This is a genomic window from Geminicoccus sp., assembly GCF_035556675.1.
Classification (GTDB): Bacteria; Pseudomonadota; Alphaproteobacteria; order Geminicoccales; family Geminicoccaceae; genus Geminicoccus.
In genome coordinates this window covers 16,916-30,215 of the sequence record NZ_DATMFZ010000200.1, presented here as the reverse complement: position 1 = coordinate 30,215, position 13,300 = coordinate 16,916, and the positions used below count along the sequence as shown (strand labels likewise).

At 68.5% G+C, this 13,300-nt stretch carries 10 protein-coding genes; 4 read left to right on the top strand and 6 right to left on the bottom strand.

The window, feature by feature from the left end:
• The 5 genes from VNS22_RS14580 to VNS22_RS14560 all read right to left on the bottom strand — a co-directional run.
• The coding region (locus VNS22_RS14580; RefSeq protein ID WP_325733624.1) for an SDR family oxidoreductase at positions 1-560 on the bottom strand (560 nt) is incomplete at its 3' end.
• Positions 561-631: 71 nt separating this feature from the next.
• Positions 632-1,642 (bottom strand): hypothetical protein, encoded by a 1,011-nt coding sequence (locus tag VNS22_RS14575; RefSeq protein ID WP_325733622.1) that lies wholly within the window; start codon positions 1,640-1,642, stop codon positions 632-634.
• A gap of 215 nt (positions 1,643-1,857) precedes the next feature.
• Positions 1,858-3,660 carry a multicopper oxidase family protein gene (locus tag VNS22_RS14570; protein ID WP_325733620.1) on the bottom strand — a complete coding sequence of 601 codons (1,803 nt, stop codon included), beginning with the start codon at positions 3,658-3,660 and terminating at the stop codon, positions 1,858-1,860.
• A 66-nt stretch (positions 3,661-3,726) separates the two neighbouring features.
• Positions 3,727-4,320, bottom strand: a complete 594-nt coding sequence (locus tag VNS22_RS14565) for an SCO family protein (protein ID WP_325733618.1) — start codon at positions 4,318-4,320, stop codon at positions 3,727-3,729.
• A gap of 391 nt (positions 4,321-4,711) precedes the next feature.
• Positions 4,712-5,701: an aldo/keto reductase gene (locus VNS22_RS14560; RefSeq protein ID WP_325733616.1), complete on the bottom strand. Its 990-nt coding sequence runs from the start codon at positions 5,699-5,701 to the stop codon at positions 4,712-4,714.
• A 294-nt stretch (positions 5,702-5,995) separates the two neighbouring features.
• Here VNS22_RS14560 and VNS22_RS14555 point away from each other — a divergent pair, with 294 nt between their 5' ends.
• From VNS22_RS14555 to VNS22_RS14540, 4 genes are all read left to right on the top strand, one after another.
• Complete coding sequence (locus tag VNS22_RS14555; RefSeq protein WP_325733614.1) at positions 5,996-7,174, top strand: sugar ABC transporter substrate-binding protein; 1,179 nt, start codon at positions 5,996-5,998, stop codon at positions 7,172-7,174.
• A gap of 96 nt (positions 7,175-7,270) precedes the next feature.
• The gene (locus VNS22_RS14550; RefSeq protein ID WP_325733612.1) at positions 7,271-8,788 is read left to right on the top strand and encodes a sugar ABC transporter ATP-binding protein; all 1,518 of its coding nucleotides are present in this window, start codon (positions 7,271-7,273) and stop codon (positions 8,786-8,788) included.
• A 4-nt stretch (positions 8,789-8,792) separates the two neighbouring features.
• Positions 8,793-9,845 carry an ABC transporter permease gene (locus tag VNS22_RS14545; protein WP_349261796.1) on the top strand — a complete coding sequence of 351 codons (1,053 nt, stop codon included), beginning with the start codon at positions 8,793-8,795 and terminating at the stop codon, positions 9,843-9,845.
• 56 nt (positions 9,846-9,901) lie between these two features.
• On the top strand, positions 9,902-11,623 hold the full coding sequence (locus VNS22_RS14540) for a peptidase M14 (protein ID WP_325733608.1): 1,722 nt from the start codon (positions 9,902-9,904) through the stop codon (positions 11,621-11,623).
• Here VNS22_RS14540 and VNS22_RS14535 read toward each other — a convergent pair.
• Positions 11,532-13,295 carry an adenylate/guanylate cyclase domain-containing protein gene (locus tag VNS22_RS14535; protein WP_325733606.1) on the bottom strand — a complete coding sequence of 588 codons (1,764 nt, stop codon included), beginning with the start codon at positions 13,293-13,295 and terminating at the stop codon, positions 11,532-11,534. The two genes, VNS22_RS14540 and VNS22_RS14535, sit on opposite strands and share 92 nt — an antisense overlap.
• Positions 13,296-13,300 lie beyond the last annotated feature (5 nt).

The following is a 13,300-nucleotide window of genomic DNA, read 5'->3' as shown; positions in this document are numbered from 1 at the left end:
CGGATGCGGCTGCCGTCATGGATCAGTTCGGTGCGCAGGCTGTCGGTGAAGCCGCGGATCGCGTGCTTGGCGCCGCAATAGGCCGACTGCAGCGGAATGCCCCGATAGGCCAGGGCGGAGCCGACCTGCACGATCGTGCCGCGGTCGCGCGGCCGCATGTGGCGCAGGGCCGCCATGGTGCCGTGGACGAAGCCCAGATAGGTCACTTCGGTCACCCGGCGGAACTCGTCGGGCGCGAGGTCCCAGAACCGCGAGAACACGGTGACCATCGCGTCGTTGATCCAGACGTCGATGGGGCCCAGCTCCCGCTCGACCCGCTCGGCCGCCGCGTACACCGCACCGGGATCGGCCACGTCCGCCGGCAGGACCAGGCCCTGACCACCCAGATGCCCGACCTCGGCGCGCACGGCCTCCAGGGCCGCTGCATCGCGCGCCAACAGGCCGATCCGCCAGCCATCCCGGGCCAAGCGGTGTGCCACCGCCCGCCCCACCCCCGCCGAGGCGCCCGTCACCACGACCACGCCGTTGGACGGGCGAGCGGAAGTGGCAGGGATCGGCATCGGTGCTTCTCACAGTGGCAGGTCGGGACCTGCCCGACCAACCGCAGCAAGAACACGGAGTTCCGTCTGGCTCAGCGGCCGGTCATGTCCGCCGTGGCGGTGGCCTGGTTGAGCGCGCCCGGCGAGGTGGCGAGGATCACGGCGCGAACCCGGGTCGGGCAGACGCCGCCCGGGATGGTCAGGTTGCGGAAGTCGGCGCGATAGAGGCCCTGCGGCGGGTTCACCGTGTTGTCCGGCACCGCCTGGACGAGGCCGACCGCGGTGAAGCGGTTCGGGTTGTTCGGGGTCGGGTCCGGGATCCGGATCTGCACGGTGGCATTGGCCGGATTGACCGTGCCGCCGCGCACCTCGATCTCGTCGCGCCCGCCGCCGCGGACCCGGCAGTCGGCGCGCATGATGCTGACCTGGGTGGTCTCGGTATTGAACAGCTCGGCGCTGTCGGCTTCCAGCGTGTGGTAATAAAGGGTGTTCTGGTCGCGGATGAAATAGCCCTCGGCGGACACCAGCGTGCCGGGGGTGATGCTGTTGGGCCTGATCCGGAGCCCGAAGCCGTTGATCGGCCGCCCGGCCGGCATGCGCGGGTCGGTCAGGCGGACGATCGCCATGCCGTTGACGGTCATCTTCTTCACACCGCTGCCATCGACATCGACGCGGCCGGTCGCCTCGCCCACCACGACATGCTCGAACATGTCGGTGAACACGTCGCTGGCATAGACGATGCCATCCACGCTCTCGCCGATGACGATCGCGGTGCCGCCGATGAAGCCGCCCTGGGTGCGGCCCGGCATCGGGTCCGACTGGGCGGTGAAACCGCGCAGCAACTCTGTGGCGGTCTCGGTATCGGTGGAGCTCGCGGTGGGGGTGTGCACCAGGGCGCTTGCCAGCACCTTCACCGTGGCGCCCAGCACCTTCATCTCACCGATGACGGAGCGCCCCACTTCGGTCCGCGGTTTGGCATAGACCCTCACCTGCGTCATCGGCCCTTCGAGCTCGACATCAGGCAGCGCCACCTGGGCGCTGGCCGGTGTCCATGCAGCCACGAGCGCCAAAGCCGCGGCACCGAGCAACAGGTTGCGAAGCATGATCTGCCCTCCTCAAGGCGTGTGTATCCTTGCGCCTGGCAGCCAGTGCCGGGCGGGTCGTCCCAGGAATGATCGGATGGGAGCTGGCAGTGCCCCCGGGGCCGGAGCAGATTCAGCCCGGATTGGAATGATCCGGACTGGAGAAACATGCCCTGGCCATGGAACATGGCGCGATTTCTTCCCGATCAGGCGGCTTTACCTGATCGGGAACCGCCCTAGGGCACGATGTTCCAGGTCGCCATCATGCCGTGGTCCTCGTGCAGCGTATTGTGGCAGTGGATCACGTAGCGGCCATTGTCGCTGTTCTTGTTGACATAGTCCGGGTCGGGGAAGTCGCGGAAGCGCATGAACACCTCCATCTCGTCGATCCGCCGCGTGCCGCCCATGCGGTAGATGTCGGTGCGGTAGCGATCCTCCGCCGCGATCTGGCGGCCATTCTCGGAGATGATGATCCCTTCCTCGAAATGGACGTGGATGGGGTGGTCCCAGCCGCCGGACGTGCTGCGGAAGCGCCAGATCTCCGCCGAGTTGCGGCGCACCTTGTCGGGCGGGTTGAGCAGGAACTCCGGGGCATGGTCGATGTCCGGGTCCCAGAGCTTGCCGTTGATGTGCCACATGCCGTTCTTGCGGCCGAACTCCCATTCGCGGACCTTGACCACCTCGTTGAGGTTGACCGAGGGCAGCGGGCGGAACGCGTTCGGCACCCGGCTCGGATCCTCGGCGACCGCCTGGACCCGGAATTCCAGGAGCTGGTTGCTGACCGAATCCGGGTGGGTGGACTTGCCCCGGTCGATGCCGCGGCCGTCCTCCATCATCACCAGGTTGTTGGCGAGATAGACCCGGTCGCCGTTCTTGAACTTCTTGAAGTCGATGATGATGTCGGCGCGCTCGGCCACCCAGAGCTCGAGGCTGGTGATGTCCTTGCGTGTCCGCGGCAAGAGGTTGCCGCTCTCCGAGATCTGGTGGAAAGGCTGGTTGGCGCCGTCCTTGCGCAGGACCAGGCGGTAGAAGCGCGACGGTCCGCCATTCAGGATCCGAAAGCGGTACTTGCGGCGCTTGACCGGCATGAAGGGCTGGACCTTGCCGTTCACCGTCAACTTGTCGCCGAGATAGCCGTCCGGCGCGAACTGGTTGAATACCAGTTCGCCGCTGTCCGGATCGAAGCGCTTGTCGGCCAGGATCAGCGGCACGTCATAATCGCCGCTCGGCAGCTGCCAGCCGGTGGTCTCGTCGCCGGTGTCGTCGTCGTCGAACATCCGGACCATGCAGACCAGGCCCTTGTAGACGTTGGACGCGGTGAACTCGGGCCGGTGGTCGTGCAGGAACAGGGTGGACAGGGTTTCGCGCAGGTCGCCGCCATTGACCGGGTCGACCCATTTGGCCGGGATGCCCTTGGTGGTGGTGAACCCGGCCCGCGCCATGCAGTAGTGGTGGTTGCGGAAGTTCGGCTTGCCCGAGGGGTTCTTCTTGGGCGGGATCCAGTTCCACGGGCCGCCGTCGCTCTCGGACGCGGTGTGGAAGTTGTGCAGGTGCGGTGCGATCTCCGGGTGGCCGAAGCCCTGGTGCTTGTCGGCGGACGGCAGGTCGTTCTCGATATGGAGGCAGAAGGGCTGGCCGTAGCGGGCATCGATGATCGGGCCGCCGAAATTGTCGCCATAGCTCCAGACCGGGCTGCGCAGGTCCTTGGTGAACCGGTGCTTCCGCTCGCGCACCCGCAGATGATACATCTTCTGCATCGGGAAGCGGGACGAGCAGTACTGGTGGTCCGCCTCGTTGTAGGGGTAGCTGCTGTCCTCTTCCGCCGGCTCCGGGATCGGCAGCCGCTCCTCGAACGGCGTGGTGCGCGGGCTGGCCGAGCTGGCGGCCAGTGCCTGACGCAGCGAGGCGCCGCGGAAATAGAAGGCGCTCCCGGCGATCAGGCCGAGCCGGGCGAGATCACGCCGGCTGAGCTTCTCGGCCTGGATCTCCCTGAGCAGTTCGCGTGCGCGTCGGGCTGCACGCTCGGTAGTGGTCAGCATCGAGCAATATCCCTTGGGGAAAATTAGGACAGAGCAGCCGGAAATGCCGGCAGGGACGAGCCCGGCTCAGGCGACATCCGCGATCGACGTCACCGCCTTGACGATCCAGGCGGGCCTGCCGAGGCTGGCGGTGGCCGCCCAGCGGCCGAGCCGGTCATTGCCGTAGCGCAGGATCCCGGTGTGGTTGTCGAGCTGGAGGTCGTATTCCGGGTCCAGGCTGGCAAAGCCCAGGGAACGCCGCAGCCGCTCGATGTCGTCCGACTCGCCGGTCAGGAACTTCCAGCCCGGTTTGACCTCCCAGAGCTCGGCATAGTCCTTGAGGATGTGCGGCCGGTCGAAATGCGGCTGGAGCGTGATCGAGTACATGAAGATGTCCCGATCCATCCGCCCGGCCAGCGCATCCTGCACGGCGCGCAGGTTCTCAGTGACCAGCGGGCAGGTGTCACCGCAGCTCTGGAAGAAGAAATTGATCAGTACCACCCGGTCGCGGATCAGGTCGTCGTAGAACCGGTATTCCCGGCCGTCCTGGTCGAGCACCGCGATGTCGGGGATGCCGTAGGGCTTGCTTGAGCCGGCCGCCTGCGCTCCGGGCAGGGCGGAACCGGCGACCGTTCCGGCAATGGCGCCGCCACCTCCTGTGAAGAATGTTCTCCGATCCATATCCTCGTCCTTGAGAAAGGCGCGGCAAGACGCGCATCTCCCCGGCGGACACGCACTGGCCCAGGGAAGATCATGCATGAGGCCCCGGGCGATCGGCGCCGCCCGAGCATCATCGCAAGCAGGCACCTAGTGGTGCCGCATCAGGATAATTACAAGTAAGTATGGATCTTCACATTCAAGTCAAGTTGTTTTGATTCGAGTTATATATCTGAATACTTTGAAGTTATAGTCGATTATAACTTTGGCTATAATGAGAGCAGCGAGAACATGGCCCCAGAAGCGGGCCAGCGTTGATGATCGCGCACGGCAACAGGCGGCCGGACGCACTGCCCGGCCGCCTTTCAGGCGACGACGTCGATGGGAAGCGGGCTCTGGCCGGGCGGCTGCCCGCTCAGCCCGCCGGCACTGGTGCCGCGTCCGGCAGCACGCCTTCGGCCTTCAGCTCCTGCCAGAACGCTGACGGGATCTGCTGCCGCATCAGCTCGGCATTCTGCCGGACCCGCTCGGCGTTCTTGGTGCCGGGGATCACCGTGGCCACCACCGGATGGGCCGCGCAGAACTGCAGGGCAGCCGCCCGCAGGTCGACGCCATGGCGTTCGGCGATCGCGCGCAGCCGGTCGCGCGCGGCGACCTTGTCCGGCGGTGCTTCGGCATACTCGAAGGTGGTGCCGCCGGCGATCAGCCCGGAATTATAGGGGCCGCCCACCACCACATGGACGCCGCGCTCGGCACAGCGCGGGAAGAACTCGTCCAGCGCCGGCTGGTTCAGGAGGCTGTAGCGGCCGGCCAGCAGGAACACGTCCGGGTCGGCCTGCTCCAGCGCCAGGATGCAGGGCTCGACCAGGTTCACGCCCAAGCCCCAGGCGCGGATCACTCCCTCCTCGCGCAGCCGGGTGAGCGCCACCGCTGCCCCTTCCATCGCGGTCTTGAACGCCTCCTTCCACTGCGGGCCGTGATGGTCCTCCGCACAGTCGTGGATGTAGACGATGTCGATCTGCGCCATGCCCAGGCGCTGCATGCTGTCGTCCAGCGAGCGCCGTACCCCGTCGGCCGTGTAGTCGTAGTCACTGCGGAACGGCATGCAGTTGACGAACGGACCCTGTGGACCGGCCTTACTCGCGTCCGGGCGGAGCAGCCGGCCGACCTTCGTGGACAGCACGAACTGGTCGCGCGGGTAGCGGCGCAGCGTATGGCCGAAGCGGTGCTCGGACACGCCCGAGCCGTAATGGGGGGCCGTGTCGAAATGGCGGATGCCGGCGTCCCAGGCCGCCGTCAGGGTGGCGTCGGCGTCCGCATCGGAGATTTCGGCGAACATGTTGCCGAGCGGTGCCCCGCCGAAGCCGAGCGGTCCCGGCGGAACGAAATGCTTGCCGTTCGACATGACGGATCTCCTCCCTGCGGCGGTAGGGCCATGCGCGGCCCGGTGCGCTCGGCCGCATTCTGATGTGCCCAGCCCGATGCGCCTAGATCGTGCAGCCGCCGGGCCGGAGCAAGTCGGGGCGAGTTGCAGTGCGGCAACCGACTACACGGCGAGACGCCGACGTCTGCCGTCTCCGGTTGCATCGTTGAACGATTCACCTAGGTTCCCCCGGCGCAGGGCAGGCAGCGGCCACGACCGGCACCAAGCCGGTGGCCGGCCACGACATGGCTGCGCCAGATCAGGGACGGTAGGCGAATGAAGGCGATCATCAGGCAGACGGCCATCGCGATGGGCATGGCGACGTCGCTCCTGGGCATGGCGGCACTCGGCACGGCACAGGCCCAGGAACCGGTCACCGTTACGATCGGCTGGGCGCCGCCGGACATTACCGGCGTGTTCAAGACCGCCACCGACTTCTTCGAGAAGTCGGCCCAGGACGCCAAGGCGCATGGCTTCAACGTCGAGGTCATCACCCGCGCCCCCACCAGCCATCTGGCGTTCGCCGATCAGGTCGCCATCATCGAGGACTTCATCCAGCGCCGGGTCGACGTGATCGCGGTCTCGCCCTCGGAAGTGCAGACGGTGCGCTCGGCCCTGGCCGCGGCCGGCGAGGCCGGCATCCCGGTGATCGTGGTGAACCTGCTGGAGCCGATCGAGGGCCTGGATATCGCCGCCTATATCGGCTTCGACAACACCCAGGGCGGCATGGTCAGCGCCTATTCGGTGGCCGACTATTTCGGCGGGCCCGGCGTGCTCGGCACCGGCGACAAGGTCGAGGTGAAGCCCGGCGACTATCTCGACCTGGAGTTCTGGCAGAAGACTTATGCCGACCTGCCCGAGGAGGAGCGGGCCAAGATCAAGGCCAAGGGTGTCATCATCGAGGGTGTCGCCGGCGGCTTCTTCTCCACGGCGCGGCTGAACGGCTTCCATGAGGTCATGAAGCAGTTCCCGAACGTGGAGATCGTGGGCAATCCGTGTGCGGCCGACTGGAACCGCGAGAAGGCCACGCGCTGCACCGAGGACTTCATGCAGAGTGCCGGGCAGGACCTGGACTTCATCTGGGCCGCATCCAACGAGATGGGCCTGGGTGCCATGCTGGCGCTGGGCAACGCCAACCGCCTGCAGCTGGCCAACGAGCCGCATGAATCGGGCTCGGGCAAGGTCGCGGTGTTCACCAATGACGTGACGCCGGAATCGGTCGACCAGATCGCCAACAACCGGCTGATCGCCGAGACCACCCACGGCTTCGCCGACTGGGGCTGGTTCGGCACCAAGTTCGCGGTGCAGCTGGCCTGCCAGGAGGAGACCCCGGCCCAGTTCGACATCCGCCCGCGCACCGTCTACGTGGACAATGCCCGCGAGTTCTATCCGGACCCGCAGCTGCCCGACATCGACTGGGACACGATCCGCGCCAACTGCAAGAAGGCCGGCTGAGCGCCCTTGCGCGGATGATGACGTCGTTCGCTCGTCATGGCCGGGGCTGATCCCGGCCATGACGACGGACAGAATACGGCCCTCCTGGAACAGTCCGTGACCGCGACCGCCCTCCACCCGTCCGCCGCGCCTCCGGCCGGCGCGCCGGTCCTCCTGCGCCTGGAATCGATTGAGAAGACCTTCGTGGGCGTAAAGGCGCTGAAAGGCGTCTCGCTGGAGCTGCTGGCCGGCGAGGTCCAGATGCTGCTGGGCGAGAACGGGGCCGGCAAGTCGACGCTCATGAAGATCCTGGCCGGCGAGTACACGCCCTCCGCCGGACGGATCGTGGTGCGCGGCCACGAGGTGGCGGGCCTCACCCCGGACAGCGCCAAGGCACTGGGGATCGGCCTGATCCACCAGGAGCTGAGCCTGGTGCCGGCCCTTTCCGTCGCCGAGAACATCTGCCTCGGCCGCATGCCGACCAACCGGTTCGGCCAGATCGACTGGAAGCGGGCGCACGAGCTGGCCGCCGAGGCGGTAGGCCGCCTGGGCGTCGCGATCGACCCGGGTGCGGAGGTCGGCCGGCTGCAGATCGCCGAGCAGCAGCTGGTCGAGATCGCCCGGGTGCTGGAATGGAACCCGGAGATCCTGCTCCTGGACGAGCCGACCTCGGCCTTGTCCGATGCCGAGCGCGAGCGCCTGTTCGCCGTGATCCGCCGCCTGAAGGACCGCGGCGTGGGCATGATCTACATCTCGCACCACCTGGCCGAGATCCCGATGATCGCCGACCGGGTCACCGTGCTCCGGGACGGCAGCGTGGTCGGCACGATCCTGCCCGACGAGGCCGACGAGGAACGCTGCATCTCCATGATGGTCGGCCGCTCGCTGGAGGACCAGTTCCCCAAGCCAGCCGTATCTAAGGGTGCTCCGGCCCTGGAGGTGGCGGGCCTGGCAGCCGGCAAGACGCTCCAGGATCTGTCCTTCACCCTGCACCAGGGTGAGATCCTGGGCATCTTTGGCCTGATGGGTGCCGGGCAGGAGGAGGTCGCCGCCGCCCTGTTCGGCCTGCAGAAGAGCCGGGGCCGCATCCGGATCAACGGGCAGGACAGGGCGATCCGCACGCCGGCGGATGCGATCGCACAAGGGCTGGGCCTGCTCACCCGCGACCGGCGCCAGAGCCTCGTGCCGATGCTCACCGTGGGCCCCAACCTGTCGCTGCCCTGGCTCAGCAACCGCTCACCCTGGTCGGCCCTGCAGCACCGGCGGGAAGGCGAGGAGGTCCAGCGCTACATTGCCGACCTGAAGATCCGCCCGGCCACCACCACCACGCCGGTCCGCTTCTACAGCGGCGGCAACCAGCAGAAGGTCATCCTGGCGCGCTGGATGTCGAGCGGGGCCGGCATCCTGGTGTTCGACGAGCCGACCCGCGGCATCGATGTCGGCGCCAAGGCCGACGTGTTCACGCTGATGGGCGATCTCGTGCAGCGCGGCATGTCCGTCCTGATGATCTCGTCGGAGCTCAACGAGCTGATCGGCATGGCCGACCGCGTCCTGGTGATGCGCGGCGGCCGGGTCTCGGCCGAGCTCGGGCGCCACGAACTGAACCAGGAAGCCCTCCTGCGCCACGCGAGCTGAAAGAATCGAGATGGCCTCCCAGCGATCCCTTCCCTCCGCACCCGGCGGTGCCGGCACCCGCTACCGCGATCTTTTGCTGCGCGGCGGGCCGTTCATCGCGCTCGTGATCCTGTGCGTCTTCCTGTCGATGGCCACGCCGCACTTCGCGACCCTCGACAACATGTTCAACATCACCCGCCAGTCGGCGTTCACCGCGATCCTGGCGATCGGGCAGACCTTCGTCATCCTGACCGGCGGTATCGACCTGTCGGTGGCCGCGGTGGCGGCCCTGTCCGCCTGCGTGACCACGGTGCTGCTGACCACCCCGATCACCCTGTTCGGTTACGATTTCGGCATCCTGCCGGCACCACTCGCCATCGCGATCGGGTTGGGCGTCGGCTGCGCCTGCGGGGCGCTCAACGGCTGGATCATCGCCCGCTTCAAGATTCCGGACTTCATCGCCACGCTCGGCACCATGACCGTGCTGCGCGGCGTGGCCCTGATCGTCACCGACGGCCTGCCGGTCCCTTCCTTCCAGTCGATGTCGAGCGGCGCCGCCCTGCCCTCCGCCCTGATCCAGGCCGGCAGCGGGTCCATGCTGGGTATCCCGATCAGCGCCATCATCGCGCTGATCGTGGCCCTCGTCGGCTTCTACATCCTGCGCTACCGGGCGCTGGGCCGCGCGATCTTCGCGGTCGGCGGCAACCGGGAGGCGGCCAGGGTCGCCGGCATCGACATCGGCCGCACCAAGATCATGGCCTACATGATCTCCGGCCTCACCGCCGCCATTGCCGGCCTCATCATGGTCGGCCGGCTGAACTCGGCCAACGCGCTGATGGCGGACGGCGAGGAGCTGCGCGCAATCGCGGCCGTGGTGATCGGCGGGACCAACCTGTTCGGCGGCGAGGGCGGCGTGATCGGCTCGCTGGTGGGTGCCGTCATCATCGGCGTGCTCAACAACGGCCTGAACCTGCTCAATGTCAGCCCGTTCTGGCAGCGGATCGTCCAGGGGCTGGTGATCGTGCTGGTGGTGATCTTCGACCAGTGGCGCCGCCGCAAGACCTCTGGCGGCAATTGACGGCGGGCCGGACGGTCCTCCTCGCGCGGGATTTCGAGCGCACGCTGGATACGCTCGTGGCGAGGCTTGCGGCTGATCCGCCATCGGGGCCGGTCGAGGCCTGGCTGTTCGAGGACCGGGCGGCCAGGGCGCAGGCCGAGGCCCGGCTGGCCGGCCTGGGCATCGCTGCCCGCATCCGTACCGCCTATAAGCCGCTGCTGGCCTTCTTTCGCGAGGAGGCCGACTTGGCCGGGGTCAGCAGTGCCGTCGTCCGCTATCCCCGCCATCCGGCCGCCCACCCGGATCGCTTCCTCCTGGAAACCTACCCGCTCGCCATGCTGCTGCCGGACGTGGCGGTTCGGCTCGAGCCGGGCGGCGCCGGGCTGACCTACGAGGTGGAACTGCACGGGCGGGATGGCGGCTGCCGGCGGCATCTCGTGTTCGCGCCGAATGTGGTCCAGGCCGACAGCTTTGGCCGGCCCGTGCTCGCCACCTCCGGCTGGCTGCGCATCGCGGGCGGCACGGACGGGCCGCTCGACACCGAGTTCGCGACCCTGTTCCGGCAGGCACTGGAGGCGGTGCCGGCCGCCGGCGTGCCGGCGGCACGGCTGGAGATCCAGGCCGACATCGCCGCCCGGGACGAGCCGCTCGGCTGGGGCGACGAGGTCCTGAGCCTGGCGGAAGCCCTGCACGAGGACCTGTTCTTCGCGCTGCGCGAGCGCTTCCAGGCAGGGGGCGGCGGGAACCGGTCGCTGCAGATCCTGCCGGACATCCGCGCCGGTTCGGCGGCGATCAGCCTGCGGATCACGGCTGGCCCGCCCGGTGACCCGGAGGAAGCTGCGGGTCCGCCGCCGGCACCGCTCGCCCTGTCCGAGAGTCCGCTGCCGCTGGCACAGGTGCAGGCCATACTCCGGGCAATGGGCGGCCGGGCGCTCCAGACGCGCTCGGTCCAGGGCCGCCTGGTCCCCTGGCTCTACCGGCCAGGCAGCGCCGCCCCGGTCCTGATCAGCGCCGCCCAGCACGGCAACGAGACCAGCGGCGTGATCGGCGCGCTGCGGGCCGCTACGGTGCTGATGCGGCAGAAACGGGCGCATTTCGCCCTGATCCCGGTCGAGAACGTGGATGGCTACGCGCTGCACCAGCGGCTGATCGCCCGCAACCCGCGCCACATGCACCATGCCGCGCGCTACACCGCGACCGGCGCCGACCTCCCGGCCAGCCGGGACGATGAGCGGCTGGCGCGGCTCTGGGCATTGCGGCGTTCGGGCGCCCGGCTGCACCTCAACCTGCACGGCTATCCCGCCCACGAATGGACCCGGCCCTTGTCCGGCTACCTGCCGGCGGGCTTCGAGCAGTGGACGATCCCCAGGGGCTTCTTTTTGATCGTCACCCACCATCCGGGCTGGGGTCGGCTGGCGTCCCGGCTGATGGCGGCCCTGGCCCGGCGGCTCGGGGCCGACCGGGCGCTGGTCGCAGCCAATGCCCGCCAGATCGACGCCCTGCACCGTCATTCCCAGGTCCAGCCGTTCCGGGTGATCGCCGGCATCCCCTGCTTCCTGACCGAGGGCTGCCATTACGAGGCGCCGCTGACGGTGATTACCGAGGCGCCCGACGAGACCGTGCATGGTGCCGAGTTCCGCCGCCTGCACACCGCGCAGATGCGGGCAGTCCTCCATGCGGTGGCGATCTACCAGGAACTGTGCCGGCCTAGCCGGAAGCGGCACCGCCGCCGGCCTCCAGGGCAGTCGAGGCCCGGTAGGCGACATCGTAGGCCAGGGTCGGCGCACGCTTGCCCTTGAGCTCCAGGGTGAGCGGCCGGGCGGTCAGCTCCGCGCCGGCCGATCCGCCCAGGGCCTCGTAGGTGGCGCTGCTGACCAGGGTCTGGCCGCGGCCGGCCGCCCCGCAGAGCCTGGCTGCGAGGTTCACCGCGTCGCCCAGCACGGTGTAGTCCATGCGGGCATTGCTGCCCATCGCACCCATGATCACCTCGCCTGAGTTGATCCCGATGCCGATCGACAGGTTCCATTCCGGCCGGTTGGCGCTCAGCTGCGCCATCTTCGCCTGCATCGCCAGGGCGCAGGCCACCGCCCGGCGCTCGGCCTCCTCGCCGGTGAACACCGCCAGGATCTCGTCGCCCACGAACTTGTCGATGTCGCCCTGGTACTCCTGGACCAGGCCCGCCAGGTGCTGGAAGTAGAAGTTCAGCACCTCGACCACGAGGGCCGCCTCGTGCTGCTCGGCGAACGCGGTGTAGCCGCGGATGTCGCAGAACAGCATGGTCGCGCGCCGGCGGGTGCCGCCCAGCTCGATCGTATCGTCCCGGGACAGGCGGATCGCCGCCATGGTGCCGCCCGACACGAACCGCTCCAGCTTCAGCCGCTCGGCCAGGCCCACGATCATCTCGTTCATGCGCCGCGCCAGGTCGCCGATCTCGTCCTTGAGATGCACGCCGCGCACCACGCGCACCGACAGGTTGCCGCGGCCGACCTCGGTGGCCACCCGGTCGATCTCCAGGATCGGCCGGCTGATCAGGAAGGACAGCACGACCGCCCCCAGCACCGCGACCGCCAGGCCCACCATGCCCCACCAGAGCAGGCTGCTGGTCATCTTGGCGACCGCCAGATAGGCGTCCCGTTCTGGCCGCTCCACCAGCACCGTCCAGCGGAACGGCCGGGGGAAGGCATAGGCGCCGAGCATCACCTGGCCGTCCGGGCGCGCATAGGGCTCCACGCCCAAAGAGCGCGAGGTCGAGGACAGCAGGCTCAGCGCCTCCGCCACGATCGGGTAGCGGTGCAGGTCGGCACGGTCGGCATGGAGGACCTGGCGCCCCTGGTCGTCGACCACCGTGATGGTGCCGGTCCGGGCGAACGGGTTGCCGGCGATGATCTCGCTCAACCGCCGAAGGTCGACCCGGGCCGACAGGATCGCCCCCTGGCCGGCCAGCGGGTTGTTCAGCGGCAGCACGATGGTGGCCAGCCAATCGTCGGTCTCGGCGACATGGGCCACGTCCGGGGCCACGATGTCGCCCGCCTTCGCGGCGGCCTGGATGGCGGCCCGGGCCACGCGCAGCACGTCCAGGGGCTCCAGCCCGGCATTGGCCAGCCGCTGGGTGATGTCGTCCTTGGTCACCAGGAGCGGCAGGTCGGCCTCGGCCAGCGTGATCTGCAGGGCGGCGATGTCGGGGATCGCGGAAAGGCCCAGGGTCAGGAGCGAGATCTTCTCCTCGACCCCCAGCCGCTCGTCGTCCAGCGCGTTGCGGATCAGCAGCAAGGGCCCGAGCCAGCTGCGCTCGAACATGTCGTTGATCTCGCGGGTCAGCTCGGTGGCCACACCCAGAAGCTGCTCGTTGGCCGAGCTCTTCAGTTCGTCCTGGCCGATCCGGATCATGGTCTGGGCCGCCACCAGGATCGGCAGGACCGCGATCGCCACGGCGAACAGGAGGAGCTTCCAGCGCAGGGTCAGCCGCGGCATCGGCG